15 protein-coding genes are annotated in these 16,206 nt (G+C 62.6%); 2 read left to right on the top strand and 13 right to left on the bottom strand.

Going from position 1 to position 16,206, the window contains the following annotated elements; genetic code table 11:
- Positions 1-121: 121 nt before the first annotated feature.
- On the top strand, positions 122-3,106 hold the full coding sequence (locus IWX64_RS07150) for a TrlF family AAA-like ATPase (RefSeq protein ID WP_442859039.1): 2,985 nt from the start codon (positions 122-124) through the stop codon (positions 3,104-3,106).
- Between the two features lie 51 nt (positions 3,107-3,157).
- Here the strand turns inward: IWX64_RS07150 and IWX64_RS07145 are convergent, their stop codons facing one another.
- From IWX64_RS07145 to IWX64_RS07135, 3 genes are all read right to left on the bottom strand, one after another.
- Positions 3,158-4,081 (bottom strand): tyrosine-type recombinase/integrase, encoded by a 924-nt coding sequence (locus tag IWX64_RS07145; protein ID WP_196866456.1) that lies wholly within the window; start codon positions 4,079-4,081, stop codon positions 3,158-3,160.
- 22 nt (positions 4,082-4,103) lie between these two features.
- Positions 4,104-4,940 carry a TIR domain-containing protein gene (locus tag IWX64_RS07140; protein ID WP_196866455.1) on the bottom strand — a complete coding sequence of 279 codons (837 nt, stop codon included), beginning with the start codon at positions 4,938-4,940 and terminating at the stop codon, positions 4,104-4,106.
- A gap of 266 nt (positions 4,941-5,206) precedes the next feature.
- Positions 5,207-5,374, bottom strand: a complete 168-nt coding sequence (locus tag IWX64_RS07135; RefSeq protein WP_196866454.1) for a hypothetical protein — start codon at positions 5,372-5,374, stop codon at positions 5,207-5,209.
- 363 nt (positions 5,375-5,737) lie between these two features.
- On the opposite strand from IWX64_RS07135, the gene IWX64_RS07130 reads away from it, so the two are divergent.
- The gene (locus IWX64_RS07130) at positions 5,738-7,318 is read left to right on the top strand and encodes an alpha/beta hydrolase domain-containing protein (protein ID WP_196866453.1); all 1,581 of its coding nucleotides are present in this window, start codon (positions 5,738-5,740) and stop codon (positions 7,316-7,318) included.
- A gap of 99 nt (positions 7,319-7,417) precedes the next feature.
- Here IWX64_RS07130 and csrA read toward each other — a convergent pair whose 3' ends face one another.
- From csrA to IWX64_RS07080, 10 genes are read right to left on the bottom strand one after another with little or no spacing between them, the layout of a single operon-like run.
- On the bottom strand, positions 7,418-7,717 hold the full coding sequence (csrA, locus tag IWX64_RS07125) for a carbon storage regulator CsrA (RefSeq protein ID WP_196866452.1): 300 nt from the start codon (positions 7,715-7,717) through the stop codon (positions 7,418-7,420).
- A gap of 23 nt (positions 7,718-7,740) precedes the next feature.
- The gene (locus tag IWX64_RS07120; RefSeq protein ID WP_196866451.1) at positions 7,741-8,790 is read right to left on the bottom strand and encodes a hypothetical protein; all 1,050 of its coding nucleotides are present in this window, start codon (positions 8,788-8,790) and stop codon (positions 7,741-7,743) included.
- Positions 8,765-10,816 (bottom strand): flagellar biosynthesis protein FlhA, encoded by a 2,052-nt coding sequence (locus IWX64_RS07115; protein WP_196866450.1) that lies wholly within the window; start codon positions 10,814-10,816, stop codon positions 8,765-8,767. The genes IWX64_RS07120 and IWX64_RS07115 overlap by 26 nt, the downstream gene beginning before the upstream one ends.
- A complete protein-coding gene (locus tag IWX64_RS07110) occupies positions 10,816-11,922 on the bottom strand; it encodes an EscU/YscU/HrcU family type III secretion system export apparatus switch protein (RefSeq protein ID WP_196866449.1) in 1,107 nt (368 codons plus the stop codon). Before IWX64_RS07110 ends, IWX64_RS07115 begins: the two co-directional genes overlap by 1 nt.
- Positions 11,922-12,680, bottom strand: a complete 759-nt coding sequence (locus IWX64_RS07105) for a flagellar biosynthetic protein FliR (RefSeq protein ID WP_334683194.1) — start codon at positions 12,678-12,680, stop codon at positions 11,922-11,924. Before IWX64_RS07105 ends, IWX64_RS07110 begins: the two co-directional genes overlap by 1 nt.
- A gap of 1 nt (position 12,681) precedes the next feature.
- Positions 12,682-12,957: a flagellar biosynthesis protein FliQ gene (fliQ, locus tag IWX64_RS07100; protein ID WP_196866448.1), complete on the bottom strand. Its 276-nt coding sequence runs from the start codon at positions 12,955-12,957 to the stop codon at positions 12,682-12,684.
- Positions 12,954-13,844: a flagellar type III secretion system pore protein FliP gene (fliP, locus tag IWX64_RS07095; RefSeq protein WP_442859037.1), complete on the bottom strand. Its 891-nt coding sequence runs from the start codon at positions 13,842-13,844 to the stop codon at positions 12,954-12,956. Before fliP ends, fliQ begins: the two co-directional genes overlap by 4 nt.
- On the bottom strand, positions 13,841-14,467 hold the full coding sequence (locus IWX64_RS07090; protein WP_196866447.1) for a FliO/MopB family protein: 627 nt from the start codon (positions 14,465-14,467) through the stop codon (positions 13,841-13,843). The genes fliP and IWX64_RS07090 overlap by 4 nt, the downstream gene beginning before the upstream one ends.
- On the bottom strand, positions 14,468-15,172 hold the full coding sequence (gene fliN / locus IWX64_RS07085) for a flagellar motor switch protein FliN (protein ID WP_196866446.1): 705 nt from the start codon (positions 15,170-15,172) through the stop codon (positions 14,468-14,470).
- Positions 15,169-16,077, bottom strand: coding sequence for a flagellar motor switch protein FliM (locus tag IWX64_RS07080; RefSeq protein ID WP_334683193.1), 909 nt, complete (start codon positions 16,075-16,077; stop codon positions 15,169-15,171). Before IWX64_RS07080 ends, fliN begins: the two co-directional genes overlap by 4 nt.
- Positions 16,078-16,206 lie beyond the last annotated feature (129 nt).

Here is a 16,206-nt window from a genome sequence, read left to right as displayed (position 1 = left end):
GGGCGTGTGTCATCGATGTGAGCCTGCGCGAATGTACTAATGTTCAGACGGGTAAGAGCGCCGATTATATCGCTCGAGGCTACGTTGTACCCGTGTGGGCACAACTGAGATTGGGGAGCTCATGGCGAGGAATTTGGCTGGATCACTGTGGAATCGGTGGGAGCCGCATATACACGCACCCGGGACCATGCTGAATGACGAATACGGCCCGGACGCATGGCCTGATTATTTTGATCGGCTCGAGGCTTCCGAACCTCCGATCCGCGCCCTCGGAATAACGGACTATTACAGTGTCGATACCTACGAGGAAGTTCTCCGTAACAAGACCGAAAATGGCCGTTTGCCTAATGTAGACCTGATCTTTCCCAATGTTGAGATGAGGTACGGAGTAGGCACAGGCAAAAACATCCCTGTGAACTTTCACCTCATCGTGTCACCTAAAGACGCAGATCATGTGGCACAACTTCGAAGGTTTCTCAAGGCGCTCACCTTTGAGGCATACGGCGAGAATTTCCGCTGCGAGCCGGATGACCTCATGAGCCTGGGCCGGCATCACGATAGGACTATCCAAGATGACAAGACAGCGCTTAGGGCAGGTACAAACCAATTTAAGGTCAACTTTGATCAGCTGAAATCCGAGTGGAAGAAAAGCGCTTGGATACAAAAGAACGCGCTCATCGCTGTGGCAGGAAGCAATAAAGACGGCACTGCAGGACTTCAAGAAGCTTCTTTGGCAACTGTACGCAAAGAGCTTGAACGATTTGCTCATATAATTTTCGCCTCACAGGAGAGCCAGCGAAATTTCTGGCTCGGAAATGGGGCAGTTTCCATCGACGAGTTAAGTGCGGAGTGGGGCGGCCCGAAGCCATGCTTACACGGGAGTGACGCGCATAAGCTCGAGAAAGTGGGCCAGCCCGATCTTGACCGGCGTACCTGGATTAAGGGTGGTCTTACATTCGAGGCTCTACAGCAAGCATGTCTCGAGCCCGGAAGTCGTGCTTTCGTCGGTGCAACTCCACCCATGGCAGGGTTTGAGTCACAGACTATTCAACATCTAACGGTTTCAAACGCTCCATGGATGCTCGATTCCGAGATTCAAGTTAACCCTGGTTTGGTCGGCATCATCGGAGCGCGCGGGTCCGGCAAGACGGCCCTAGCTGACATGCTCGCGGCAGGTGGATATGCCTCCCCTTCTCAGCTTTCTGGCAGATCCTTCCTAGACAGAGCCCGCCCACGGTTGGGAGATGCATCAGCAACACTGAGCTGGGGAGGAGGGGACACAACATCTCGACGATTAGGCGGGGATTCAGATCCCACGGGCGATCGGCCAGCGAGAGTTCAATACCTGTCACAGCACTTTGTTGAGGAGCTATGCTCGGCGGACGGAGTCAGCGGTGAACTTCTTAGCGAAATCGAGCGCGTGGTTTTTCAAGCGTTTCCTGTGGAGGATCGCTCCGGTGCAACCTCTTTCGACGAGCTGCTCGACCTCAGAACTGCGGGGGCGCGTGAAATTCGGCGTCAGAAAGAGATTCGTCTTCGGCAGATGACCGAGAGAATAAACGCCGACGTCGAAAAATCCATACAACTTTCGAAGTTGACCCGTGACCGCACCGAGAAGGCGGCGGCTCTGACCGTAGATCACGAAACCAGAGCTGCAATGTTGACGGGAGAAGATGAGGATCGCTCGCAACGCCTGAAAGATCTGAATCTCGCTGAGGCTGCCTCCGCTCAATCTGTAAACGAGATGCGCCGAACGTTGCAGGCATTGACCGATTTGCAGGCGGAGGTCAATGACATGCGGCAAACGCGCTTGCCCGAAATCGTCGAATCTCTCCGGGAGCGGCATAAGAAAGCTGATCTTGCTTCGGAAGACTGGGATCGTTTTGGACTAGTGTTCGTCGGAGATGTGGACTCGCTGCTTGTCGCGCAAATCAGTGAGCTTGTAGAGAGAATTGACGCGGTTGTCGGGAAGCCGTCACCCGATGACGCTCAGACATCGGACGCCTCGCCAATGCCTGGAGTCCTGCCATGCATTCCCTCAGAGGCACCGATGGCTGACCGAACTTTAACGTCCCTCCGGGAGGAAATTCGTCATCTCACTGACCTCATCGGCATGGACGACGCAAGGAAGCAGGTCCTTGAACGGCTAAAAGATAAGATCACGCGGCTTGAGGCAGAAGTGGCGAAGTTGGACCGAGATATCGAGTACGCAACTGGCGCTCCAGCGAGGATTACCGCTGAGCGGACCGCTCGCCAAAAGTGCTACGGGGAAATCTTTGAGGCGTTGATTGCAGAAGAACAGGAATTGGTTGCGCTCTACGCGCCATTGGAATCGCGTCTAAGTAGCGAAGACGGGACCCTTGGGAAGTTGAGCTTCTCGGTACGTCGTTTGGTAGATCAAGAGGCTTGGGCCAAACAAGGTGAAGACCTGCTCGACTTGCGCAAGGTTGGACCATTCCGAGGTAAAGGGGCCCTGCTGGAAAATGTTTCCCTTGAACTGGTGCCTGCGTGGGAGGCCGGCTCAAGCGAGGACGTTGCTGCCGCCATGAGCATTTTCCTGGCGAATCACGAAAATGCGCTGACTTCTCATGCTCCGGTCGATCGCGACGACTCGGATGCGTACCTGGCTTGGGAACAGAGGGTCGCGGATTGGCTCTACGGCTCAGGGCACATAAAGCTATCCTATGGGGTTCTGTACGACGGAGCCGACGTTGGGCAGCTGTCACCAGGCACCCGCGGAATTGTTCTCCTCTTGCTGTATTTGTCTCTCGATCAAGACGATCTTAGGCCGTTGATCATTGACCAGCCTGAAGAGAACCTCGATCCGAAATCGATTTTCACTGAACTGGTAGACCGTTTTCGTCAAGCAAAGCTAAGACGACAGATCATCCTCGTGACGCATAACGCAAATCTGATTGTGAACACCGACGCAGACCAAGTGATTGTCGCGACCAGCGGTCCCCACCGGCCCGGATTGCTCCCCGAGATCAATTACTTGAGCGGTGGACTGGACGATCCAGCGATTCGATACGAAGTATGCGAAATACTTGAGGGCGGCGAGACAGCATTCCAAGAGCGAGCGCGGAGACTCCGTGTTTCCTTGTAGGGCAGCAGCCCGGAAACGAGCCAATCGATTTGTATTCAGACACTGCTACTTCTATTCAGCGAGCGCTTTTGCCACGTCGTAGCCAGCTGATTTATTGAGGCTACGACGCGCCCGGTCATACCGGCGCGTGGTGCGCGGGTCAGCATGACCCATGCTGTCCTGCAGATCATGCAGAGCGGTCCCTGAGTCTAGGGCGATAGTGGCGAACGCGTGCCGCAAGCTGTGAGGGCTAATCTCTCCCTCGATTCCCGCCTTGGGTGCCAGACGTTGCACTGTGCGGAAAGCCTCGGATGCTGACCACGGCTTACCGGTAACCGTGGTGAACAGCGGCAGTACTACGCTCGCCGCCGTGACCAGCTCCTGCCCCGTGGTGTCGAGATAGGCATTGAGAGCTTCCACAGCCGGTGCCGGAACGGCAACCCTGGCCTGTGTGCCGCCCTTGCGTTGGATGCTTAGCGTCCGGTGTCCGGTGTCGTGCCCGTAATCCGTGGTGCTGGCACCCAGCGCCTCACTGAGCCTGATCCCGGTGAACAGCAACAGACTCACCAAGGCATAGGAGCGGGGACTATCAGCCTGGGCCGCGCTCAACAAAGCGCGCGCCTGATCCTTGCTCAGCCCTTGGGTGCTGGAGTGATCCGCGTCCACCTTAGGACGCTCCACCAGCTCGACCGGGTTAGCCGTCACCAGCTCCGCGGATACCGCGTAGCGGTAGAAGCTCGACACAGCCGCAAGCTTCTGCGCCACGGTGGCCGGTTTACCGGCCAGCGCATGACGGTACCCATCTACATGCACCCGCCGCACGCTCAACAGGTCCACCCCGTGGCTATCCAGCCACGCACAGTAGCCCTCCATGATCCGTGCGTAAGCACGCAGCGTGTGGGGTGATCCACGCTGTGCCAGCTTCCACGCCGCGATCGTCAGCTCGTGCCGTGACGCGTTACCAACGGGTCCAGTGGTCAGGCTCTCAAGTTCCATACCCACATGATAACCGAAATTATCATGTGGGTACTATGTACTCACCTTCATCGAGCATCTCGATTCCGTCAGGGAATCTAGCCTCGACACTTGACGAACCCGACCTAGGATCATGGGCAGTTACCACCCCGTAGCTACCGTCGCGCGCACGCCTGACGACCAGGGCCTCTCCCAGCCTCTTGGCCTCTGCAGCGTCCAGCAACTGCTGATACCGACTCGTTCTTATCTCCTTTGGTGGCTGAGACGGCACAAGGTCGACAGGCACAGCAAAGTCGGATCTGGCTTGCTCCAGGCTCGACAAACCTCGGACAAGATTGAGGATCTCGTCGATCTTTTCATCCGGGCCGCGGCCAAGCTTTCCCTCGTCGCGTTCGCTGAGGGTGGTACTCGCCTTCTGCACTCCCGCTTCAAGTTCACTCCAAAAACTCTGAAAAGCACGCTTGAGTACAGCCACCTCAAGGCGCTTATCACAGCGAGCATTCACGGTTTGAAGGAGCCTGAACATGTCGTCTCTATCTTCGACCTCCACGAGTTGGAGGTTCTTCATCGGACCGTCGTAGTTTTCCTTCTTGAGTCCAACGAGAACCGGGCACACACCACTCTTCCCGAACTTGTTCAGCATCGCCCCCGCCTCAAAATTCAGCCAGGTCGCATCTTTGTTCTCGGCGGTAATGAATACAAGGCCTAGATCGGTCTCTTTAAGATTCGAGGTTATTGTCTCAAACCAAGGTTCGCCCTTTTCTATGTCAGTGGAGATGAACGGGTTGGAGCATTCTTGAATGACTATCGGGAGCCATTGAGCGAACTGTTCAGCTACGACGCGGCTGAGCGGTTTAGACCAGCTAAGGAAGACTTTCATACAGGCGATCCTACTGGTGCTGATCTGGCCCCGCTTTGAAAGAAAGAGTGGGGGGAGACCCTTTCCTTCGTAACCATTCCCCGTAGGTAGTTAGGAGCTTTCACCGCGTACGGGTTTCAGAATTTTTCTGAGCAGGTGGCGTGGCCTCGGCAGCGGGCTCCCCCTGTGAGTGCCTACGAATGGGGCAGGGGAAGGTGCTAGGGCTGGGTCTTGTGAGAGTGGGGGGGTAAATGTACCGGGGAGGCACCGTGCCCGCCCCTGGCAGCTTACGCTGCTTCGCAGATCCGACGTAGCTCTTTGATGGGGCCGGTGTCCAGCCCGGCGGTGGCGATAGCTTCGATCGCGTCGGCCACGGTGGGTGATGCCTGATGCACTAGGTCGAGCATTGCCGCCCGGAACTCTTCGTTGATCCCGTCATACTTGGCCAGGAGCACGCTTATCTCGTCGCAAGACCCTTGGGTGGACATCTTGGCGGGAGGGGCTTCAGCGGCTTCGGGTGCAGCGGAGAAGACAGTCAGAGTGACGGGTGCGCCAGCCGGGAGGGGCGCCTAATGCGACCGACTTTGAACTACCGACGGAACTGCCCCCCCAATCAACGCGGCGTCCATCCTGGCGGAGACAGCGCTAGATCAGACGGCGACAAATGGGTTCCAGAACGTCGCATCATCGCTGTAAGTGACGGTGCACACATGTCCAATAGGCTAGCTCCGCCCCAGTGAATAGTCCTAGGTTTAGATGGTCTGCTTGCACATCCGCTCTGACAGACATCGAAACTGAACGAACACAAAGGAGTATTCGTGAAAAAGTTTACCGGCGTGTCAGTGGCGCTTTCCCTAACACTGACAATCGGGGTGGTGGGAGCAGGAAGCTTTCCGGCCCAGGCGAAGGGCGGTGAAAGCGCCAATCAGGAGGATCGGGCGGCGTCCCAGCCAGCGGTTGAACGTCTGACGCCCATCCCCGAAATAACTCAGCTCTCCGCGACCGACGAGTCATACCCTTTTGGTGCAGCAGACCATCAATTGATCCCGGAAGACCTGTCAAAGCAGGGCTATGTGGAAGAGGAATACCTGGCAAGCGGTAGTGCCAACGTCTATTCTTGGCCGGCTCCGGGGCCAGCCATCATCCGTACGGAAGACGCTCCCTACACCACCCGGGTTCTGGTCCGGAAACCCGCCAAAGGCCAGCACTTCAGCGGCAACGTCGTCGTCGAAATGCTCAATCCCTCAAACCTGTTCGACCTCAACATTGGGTGGGCCGTTGCCCACGAGCAGATTGTCAACAACGGGGATGCCTGGGTAGGAATTACTGCCAAACCAATTTCCGTGGACGCTCTGAAAAACTTCGACGCCGAGCGTTACGGCTCTCTGTCCTACGCGAATCCACTTTCGTTGGATGATCCTCAAAATTGCATGACGGTGGCAGCAGATAGCTCCAGAACCACGGAGAACGGGTTGATCTGGGATATCTACAGCCAGGTCGGCACATGGCTGAAAAGCGACTCCTCCTCGAATCCGCTGACCTACGGGGGTGGAACGGCCCTCGTGGAGAAGGCATACGGACTCGGTTACTCACAAACCGGTGGCTACCTCGCGAACTACATCAATGGGGTGCAGCCTCACGTCATTGAATCGGACGGAGCACCAATCTATGACGGCTACATTGTTGGCGTGGCAGGTGGCGCCTTCGCCGGAGCCTACCCAATGAACCAATGCGAAAGTGCACCCGGCGCCGATGACCCCCGCCGCCAGTTCCAAGACGTCGGCGTGCCGATCATCCGCCTGATGTCCCAGTCCGACTACCTTCGTGGCATCGGCTCGCGGCGCGCAGACAGCGACGTTCCCGGCGACCGCTACCGCCACTATGAGATGGCTGGAGCTGGTCATGCCACTCCTGACGAGCTGTATTTCTCAGCGGCCCCCGAAGACATCGTGGCCGCCGGGCGGACAGTACCTCCGATGAATTGCAACGAAGGACCACGCAGTCGTTTCCCCAGCTCGATTTTCTTCAATGCTGCCCTGCAGAACCTGGACCTGTGGGTCCGGGAAAACATTGCTCCACCCCGGGCAGAACCGATTCTGGTGGAGAACGGCGCCCCGGTGCTCGATGAATTCGGCAACGTGCAGGGTGGGCTGCGTTCCCCCTACCTGGATGTCCCAACGAGCACTTGGTACGGGACCGCGACAGGTGCCTCCTTCTGTTTCATCGCGGGATACGAACGACCGTTCGACGATGAGACCATTGACAGCCTGTACCCAAACCACGGGTCTTATGTGAAAGCGGTAAAGAAAAATGTGAGGGACCTCGAGGATCAGAGCTTCCTCACGAGCGAGGACGCTCGGGCACTCCATCAGGAGGCCGCACGGGCCGATATTCCTTAGCACACGGGTAGGTGAGTGCTTTTGCGTGTATTCCGGTGAAACTCCACGCAAAGGCACCCACAAGGGCACTTCGCGGGATTGGGGGTCCCGGCAAACTAGCTAGGCGGACTCGCCCGGCTTCTTCGGCTCAGTCCCGGTTGGCTCAGCATCCTTCGGCGCGGCGGGTGCAACAGGCATCCTCAGCAGGGCCTTGATCCGTGCTTCGGCCTCGGGATCGGGCTGGGCGGCGGCGAGGTTGGCCTCGACGACGGCGCGCAGTACTTCCTCCCGCTGGATCTTCACTCCCCGTGGCGCATCGATGCCGATCCGGATTCCCTCACCGCGCGAATCGAGCACGGTGACAACAATGTCGTCCCCGATCAGGATCTGCTCCCCTATTTTGCGTGTTAGCACTAGCACCCTCGTACTCTATCCCAGCACGATCACAGCACCGGCGAGGTGGCGCGCCGCCCGTCCACCCAGCCCACCGGAATGCCGAGCGTGTTGACGCTCTCCGGAGACGAGGTCGCCGAGGTACCTACCACCGCCATGGCCGTCACGCTGACATCCTCAGTCACCTCGGTCGCCCAGGCCGCCGTGTCCAGTGGCTTGCGTCCGGCGTCCACCACAATCCACACCTGATCGGCACCCAGCGCGGCAACGGTGGCCAGACTTGCAGCGTTTTTCCCGACCGTTCCCTGACCAACCGCTTCCAGCCCGACGGCGACAAACACCGGGAAGCCGCCCTCCACTCCCGCCGCTCGCAACGCCGCAGCTGCCATCCGGTCAGTCACCCGACCGCCGCGGGAACCCCCGAAAGCGTCGTCGTCGGCTTCGCGGACCCCCGCGGCGCGGCGGCCACGAGACTCAAACCCGCCGGGCCCACTGACGCCATTTCCCGTCCCGCTTACGCCAGACCCGGCCGCCGGGCCGCCCATTGCCCGCACCGCAGACCGGCGGTGACGGTCTGCAACCAGTTCCTCCGCCATCGAGTGGGCCACCCCCAGGGGATCACCATCCAGACCAATGATGACCGTCAGGTCCCCCGGACGGGTCGCCGGCGACGGCACGGGGACAGCCGCGGGCTGCTTGACCCCGACCTTCGTCGCCGCATCCGTGTTGAAGATGAGATCGTCCATCAGTGCGGCAAAAAGGTTGCTGTCGGTCGACACCAGTGGTTCCGGCACCTGGACACCGTGCAGGGACGCTTCGGCGTCGTCCGCCTCGGCCAGCAGGGCTGCGATCCCAGATTCCCGGCGTGCTGCGGGAGCGGGACGGCTGGCGCTCCGCCGGCCGGTGCGAGGCGGAGCTGGGACGACCGTGGGCACCTCGACCGTCACCTCGTAGTGCCGCTGGGCGAAGACGCCGCGGATTCCGCCGATGGTGACCAGTTCGGCAGCCGTAATGCGCGCCTGCGGGCCGTGCTCGGCGAATGCCTGCGAGCGCAGTGCTTCCAGGGACGGTCCGCTAAGACGAAATCGTTGCGTTTCCACGCACCACACCCACTGTCTCGATATTCACGTTGGCGCTGGTGACCTCCTGGTAGGAGAGGACCGGCAATCCGCCCGACGGCGCGGAGACCATCCGGCGGATCGCGGGGCGTAACGCCGGAGCGCACACCAGTACGGCCGAGTGACCGTTGGCTTCGGCTGAGGCCACAGCGTCCTTGACCGAGGCGAGTACCGCTTCGGTGCGGGCCGCGTCCAGCAGGATCTGGCTGCCCTGGTCGGAGGGTCGCAGCCCCTCGAGCATCGACTGTTCCAGCAGCGGGTCGATCATGATGACCCGCAGCAGGTTCCCGTCCTGGTACTGGGCGGTCAGCGCAGGACCGAGGGCGTGGCGGGCCGCTTCGATCAGGCCCTCGGGTTCGGGCGATACCTTGGCCCGGAGGGTGAGGGATTCGTAGATCCGTGGGAGGTCGTTGATGGGGATCTGCTCGGCGAGGAGACCCTGGAGTACCCGCTGCACCTCGGCGAGGGAGAGCATTCCCGGGATGAGTTCCTCAACTGCGGAGGGGCTGACCTCGCGGACCCCGTCGGTCAGCACCCGCACGTCCTCGCGGGTCAACAGCCGCGCGGCGTTCCCCGTGATGATCGAGGACAGGTGTGTGACCAGCACGGACACCCGGTCGATCACCGTGGCGCCGGTCATTTCCGCGTTGTGCCGCAACTCGGCGGGAATCCATTTGCCGGCCAGCCCAAAGACCGGCTCCACGGTGGTGGTGCCGGGCAGGGAGGCAAGGTTGTCTCCCAGCGCGAGCACCTTCCCCCGGGGAGCCTCGCCCCGCCCAGCCTCGACGCCGGCAATCCGGATGACATAGGTGGCGGGCGGCAGGTCAAGGCTGTCCCGGGTGCGGACGGGTGGGACCACGACGCCCAGGTCCAGTGCGATCTTCCGGCGGAGTGCCCTGACGCGGCCCAGCAGGTCGTCCGAGGACCCGGTCACCACGTCCACCAGGTCCGGGGCGAGGAGGATCTCCAGGGCGTGGACGCGCATCTGTTCGATGAGTTCTTCGGTGGTGTCGGTCCCGCTGGGTGCCGCGAGCGCTGCTGCGGCGGCGTCGTCGCTCTCCCGTTTGGCGTCGTCGTCCTTCTTGATGCGTTGGGCGATGAAAATCAGTCCGGCGCCCACCAGCACGAACGGCATCACCGGCATCCCGGGGATCAGCGCCATCACCACCGCTGCACCACCCGCGATCCGCAGGGCGGTGCGTGACTGGCCGAGCTGGGCGGAGGCGGTGGAGCCCATATCGGACTCGGCGTTGGACCGGGTGACGATCATGCCGGTGGAGACTGCCATCAGCAGGGCAGGGATCTGGGTGACCAGGCCATCGCCGATGGTGAGGAGGCTGTAGGTGTTGACGGCGTCGCCGATGGACATGCCCCGCTGGAGCATGCCGATTGCGATGCCGCCGATGACGTTGATGATGATGATAATCAGCCCGGCGATCGCGTCGCCCTTGACGAACTTGGAGGCGCCGTCCATCGCACCGTAGAAGTCGGCCTCGGCCGAGACCTCGGCGCGGCGCTCCCGTGCCTGGATGTCAGTGATCAATCCGGCGTTCAGGTCCGCGTCGATGGCCATTTGCTTGCCGGGCATCGCGTCGAGCGTGAACCGGGCACCCACCTCTGCCACCCGCTCGGCACCCTTGGTGACCACCACGAACTGGATGACAATCAGGATCAGGAAGATCACCGCGCCGATGATCAGGGAACCGCCTACCGCCACGTGACCGAACGCCTCGATTACCTGCCCGGCGTACCCGTCACCGAGCACCAGGCGGGTGGATGCGACGTTCAGGCCCAACCGGAACAGTGTGGCGACGAGCAGCAGCGACGGGAACACGGAGAAGTCCAGCGGCTTCCGCACAAACATGGTGGTCAGCAGGATCACCAGGGCGAGCAGGATGTTGACGATGATCAGCACATCGAGCATCGGGGCGGGGATCGGCACCACCAGCAGCATGATGATGCCGACCACCCCGATGGGCACAAAGAGTTTCGACAGTGACCGGTTCATCAGTAAGCTCCGCTGGAGGTGGAAGTGGCTACGGGTGGCAGTGTGTGGTGGCCCCTGATGGAGCCACGGGTTTTCAGGGACATGACAAAGGCGAGGACGCGGGCGACGGCGTTGTAGTGGTCGGCGGGGATCTCCTGCCCCAGCTCGCAGGCTGCGTGCAGGGCCCGGGTCAGGGGCACGTCCTTGACCAGGGGCACGCGGCGGGTTTCGGCTTCCTCGCGGATCCTTGCTGCAATGAGCCCCGCTCCCTTCGCGACGACGCGGGGCGCCGACTTCCCCGGCTCGTATTTGAGGGCCACCGCAAAGTGGGTGGGGTTGACCAGCACGACGTCGGAATCACCGACGGCGGCGATCATCCGGTTCCGGCTCATGGCCAGCTGGCGGGAACGCCGCTGGGACTTGATCAGCGGGTCGCCCTCGGCGCTCTTGTTCTCGTCCCTGACCTCTTTCTTGGTCATCCGGGTCTTTTTCCGGTTCCGCCGCTGCACCACGAGAACGTCCAGCGCCGCCAGTGCCAGGCCGGCGACGACGGCGGACTGGAGGAGCGTGACCGCACCCCCTGACCCCGCGGCGAGGAGCGCGGAGACCGGCATCCCACCCGAGGACATCAGCACGGGCAGCAAAGACTGCACCACCAGCCACAGGACCGTACCGACCACCGCTGTCTTCAGCAGCGCCTTGACCCCCTGCCAGAGGGCCTGGCCTCCGAAGGTCCTTTTCACGCCGGCCAGCAGGTTGAACTGTTCGAACTTCCCGCGGAACTTTTTGAAGTTGATGCCGCCCTGCAGTGCGGCGGTCCCCAGCACTGCCACCACCACGACGGTGAAGAAGGGGATGAGGATGTCGGCGAGGGAGCCCAGACCGTCAACCATTGCCTGGACTGCCAGGGCGGGTTCGGGGTTGGCAATGATGGTCCGGAAGGTGAACACCTGGTCCGTGCCGGCATCGGCGGCCCGCGCGATGGTGGACGGGATCATGACCGCTGCTGCCCCCACCCCGATCCAGGCGGTGAAGTCCTCCGACTTGGACAGCTGGCCCTTGGACCGGACCTCCTTCATCCGCTTCGGGGTGGCATCCTCGGTTTTTTCCTCGGCGCTGTCGGCCATTACCCCACCCCCATCACAAGGCGCACCGCGTTATCGACCAGGGTCGAGACAATCCGGGGCAGTGCCACGAACAACGTTGCCGCGAGCAGGAGGGTGACCAGAATCTTCAGCGGGAAACCGAGGGCAAAGGCGTTGAGTGCGGGCGCCACCCGGGTCAGGAGCCCCAGCCCGACGTCGGCCAGGAACAGGATGACGATCAGCGGGCCGGCGATCTGCACGGCGGCGAGGAACATGTTGGTGACTGACCCGGTGATGGCCTCCACGGGGGACGACAGGTCGATTCCCCCACCGATTGGCAGCGCGCTGAAGGTGCGGGCGAGCCCGGCGATGATCAGCTGGTAACCGTCGGAGGCGAACAGGAGGGCGAGGGCGGTCATCTGGAAAAGCCGGGTGAACTGGGCTCCGTTCACCATCGACTGCGGGTCGAACCCCTGGGCCAGCGAAAATCCGCCGAACAGGTCGATGAGGCTGCCCGCTGCCTGGATTGCCGAGAACACCACGAGCACCAGGAAACCCAGGGCGGCGCCGACCACCAGTTCGAGGATGAGCGCAGTGATGTAGCCGGCGGTCCCCGGGGACTCATAGCCGTCCGCGACCTGCGAGGACACTGCCAGGGCCAGTCCGATCGCGAGCATGGCCTTGATGCGTGCCGGGATGCCGTTGTAGGAAAACGGTGGGGCGACCACGAGGAACGCGATGATCCGCACCCCGGCGAGCATTGTCGCTTCGATGCGGCCCTGGTCCAGGACCACTTCCACGTCAGCCGCCCATCAGGAGGCCGGGGATCTTTTCGAACATCTCCTGGGTGAAGGAGACCATCTCCGAGATCATCCAGTGCCCGCACACCAGCAGGGCGACGGCCACCGCCGCTGCCTTCGGCACGAAAGAGAGGGTGACCTCCTGAATCTGGGTGATCGACTGGAGCAGCGAGATGGCGAAGCCGACCACCAGTGCGGTGATCAGGATGGGGGCGGAAAGCTTGGCTGCGATCCAGATCGCCTGGAGCCCGATGTCGAGGACGGCGCTGGTGTTCATCCGACCACCTGGTAACTGCCGATCAGCGAGGTGATGATCAGCCCCCACCCGTCGACGAGGACGAACAGCAGGATCTTGAACGGGAGGGAGATCATCACCGGCGGGAGCATCATCATGCCCATGGACATCAGGGCCGCGGAGACCACCAGGTCGATGACCAGGAACGGCACGAAGATCACGAACCCGATAATGAACGCGGCGCGCAGCTCCGAGATCATGAAGGCCGGGATGAGTGTGGACAGCGGCACAGCCGTCGGGTCGTCGGGGTTCTCCTGGCCCGCGGCGCGGGTCATCAGGGCCAGGTCCTCCTCGCGGGTGTTGCCGAGCATGAACGTGCGCAGGGGGTCCGAACCGACGTCGGCCGCCTCGCCGAGCAGCAGGTCGCCGTTGAGGAATGGCTGGACGGCGAGGTTGTTGATCTCGGTCAGCACCGGGGCCATGATGAACAGCGACAGGAACAGCGCCAGGCCGGCCAGCACCTGGTTGGGTGGGATGGACGGCAGGGACAGCGCGTTGCGGGTCATGGCGAGCACCACGAAGATCTTGGTGAACGAGGTCATCATCAGCAGCAGGGCCGGTGCCACCGAGAGCAGGGTAATTCCCAGCAGGGTGACGATCGCTCCGCTGGGTCCGCCATTGACCCCGTTGATCTCCACCGACAGGCCGTCGGAGTCCTCAGGTGCCACGGGGTCCACCGGGTCAACGGGCGGCAGCGGGTCGATGGGGGTGGCGTACGCCGCGATCGAGGTCAGCAACGGGATCAGGACGACCAGCAGGGCCGTGAGCGCGACGACGACGGCGGCGCGTGCGGCGCCGGATCGGAGACACGCCGGAACGCCTGCAGCGGTGCGGTGGGGAGACCGTCCGGTGGGGACGGCGTGGTTCACCCGGTCCGTCCCTGCCGGAGCGCGGCGGCGGTTTGCTTCCAGGTTTCAGGCGACAGGATGGAACCGGCCAGCGGCGACGCCGGTCGGGGCGTGGGAGTGTGGGTGGCGACCGGCCGGGCGGCCCGTCGGCCGGACCGTTTCAGGTCGGCGCGGGTGGTCGGGGCCCGGCCCTGGGCGCTCATTTCAGTGATCGGGCGGGTGCCGGCACGACGCCGGGAGGTAACCGTGTCGCCGCTGGCTGTCGCGAGGCTCAGCACACGGGCGAAGGTGGTGCCGCCGACGTCGGCGCTGTCGCCCGGCTGCCGGTCGCCGCGGTGGGCGCGGTCGTCGTCGTTGTTCTCGGTAGCGGCCAGCGGGGGCACGGAGACGAGCCCCGGTGCCGCGCTGGTGTGCAGGACGTTCACCGACTGGTCGGTCACGCCGAGCAGGAAACGCTTGCCGTCAGCCTCGATCATCACGACGGAGGCCTTGGGGCTGATGCCCTGCCGGGTCACGACGGTCACTGGATCAGCCTTGTTCCCGGTCCGGTTGTACCGGGATACCTTCCGGTGCAGGTACCAGAGCAGTCCAAGCACAACGGTGAGGGACAGCAGCACCCTCAGCCCGAGGACCACAGCGTCCATCTAGAAGGATCCCTCAGCGACGTCGAGAATCCGGGTGATCCGGACTGCGTAATCCTGGTCGACGACCACCACTTCGCCGTGGGCAATGAGGCGGCCGTTGAGGAGCACGTCGGCGGGAGCGCCGGCAGAACGGTCCAGCTCGATCACGCCGCCGGGCTCGAGGTCCAGGACGTCGCGGACTGACATCCGGGTGCGGCCGATCTCGACCGTCATGGACATTTCGACGTTGTTGATCCGCCCCAGCTTTCCGGCTGCGGTGCTGCCCGCAAAGGGACCGCCGGCGGACCTGGCGGCGCCGGTCCGGACCCGGATCGCGAACCAGCCCTGCGGGCGGCCGTTCGCGGTGAGCTCGAAGACGGTGGCCTCAGGGTCGGCGAACAGCGCCGTCGCATCGGTGGTGCGGGTGTCGCCGAGGACGCCGGCGCCGAGGACCGCTGTCGCCGCCTCAAGGGCGGGGCGGAGGACGTCGGCCGCGGACACCAGCGGCGAGTCGGTCCCTGCGGCCTCAACCGGGACGCTGCCGGCAGGAAGGACCAGTGCGACGTCGGCCGACGTCGCGCCGACAAAGGACCCTGAGGTTGCCGCGCCGGCAACGCCCGCTGGCATCTGGTGGACGCTGCTCTTGACTGCCCGGACCGGCACCGAGGTCGGCAGCAGTTCGGCGAGCGCATCGGCTGCGGCCTGGGAAGGGTTGGTGGTGATCATGATGATTTCTCCTCGGTGTTCACAACGACGCAGGCCAGGCGTGAGCCGTTGACCCCTGCCGCTGCGTGGGCCAGCCAGTTGCCATTGACCATGACGTTCAGCGGCCGGTGTTGCGGGTGGGGCAGGGGCAGAACATCTCCCACGGCAAGATCCAGGATCCTGCCGGGCTTGACCGTGACGGGAGCAAGCTGCAGCGCCACCTCAACCGGCACGTTGGCCAGCTGGGCCTGGATCAGCTCGCTGGCGTTGTCGCTGGTCGAGGCGGGGTTCGCCTCTCCGAGCTGGGGAATGAGAAGGTCTGCGGGGATGGCCACCGTGGCCCGGCAGCTACTCTCCCCGACCCGGATTTCGAAGCCCGCCACGATCATCAGGTCGGCGGTGGGCGCTGCCTGGGCGAACTGAGAGTTGTAGTGGATGGCGTCAACGGTCATGTGCCTGGTGAGCAGCGACCCCAACGAGTAGTGCAGCCCCTCCAGCCCGTCATCCATGAGCCGGTGAACCAGCGACTGTTCAATCTGCGTGAACTTGCGATCCTGCGCAGCGGAGGTGCCGTGACCGCCCAGCATGTGGTCGATCCAGTACAGGGCCGCCGACGTCGGGAACTGGATGACGGCCTTCGCCACGAGATCCTCGATCGAGCAGAGCACCATTGCGGTGGTGTGCGGGAGAGAGGCCGCGTACTCGTTGTAGGACTGCATCATCACGTGCTCGGACGTGACCTGGCAGATGACCCGCACCTTCGCGGTCAGCTGGGTGGCCCACTGCCGCGCGAAGGTCTCGAAAGCCAGTTCGAGCACCCGGGAATGCTCACGGGCCAGCGTGGTGGGGCGGCGGAAGTCATAGACATCCACCTGGCGTCCCGCCGCTGCGGGCACGCCAATTACAAGGTGTTCCTGGACCGTCACAGCTGCAACTATCGGCAGCCGTTGACCCCCCGTTAGGAAAAGGTGGTGACGACTCGGGAACCTTCGGCCAGGGGTGGGCCCGGCCTGGTGGGTTTGACCGGATCAGCGCAGAAACGGCCCCTGCGGCAA

Source organism: Arthrobacter sp. CAN_A212 (genome assembly GCF_015752345.1).
Lineage (GTDB): Bacteria > Actinomycetota > Actinomycetes > Actinomycetales > Micrococcaceae > Arthrobacter_D.
The sequence above is the reverse complement of the archived record's forward strand: the minus strand, read 5'-3'. Positions and strand labels throughout refer to the sequence as shown.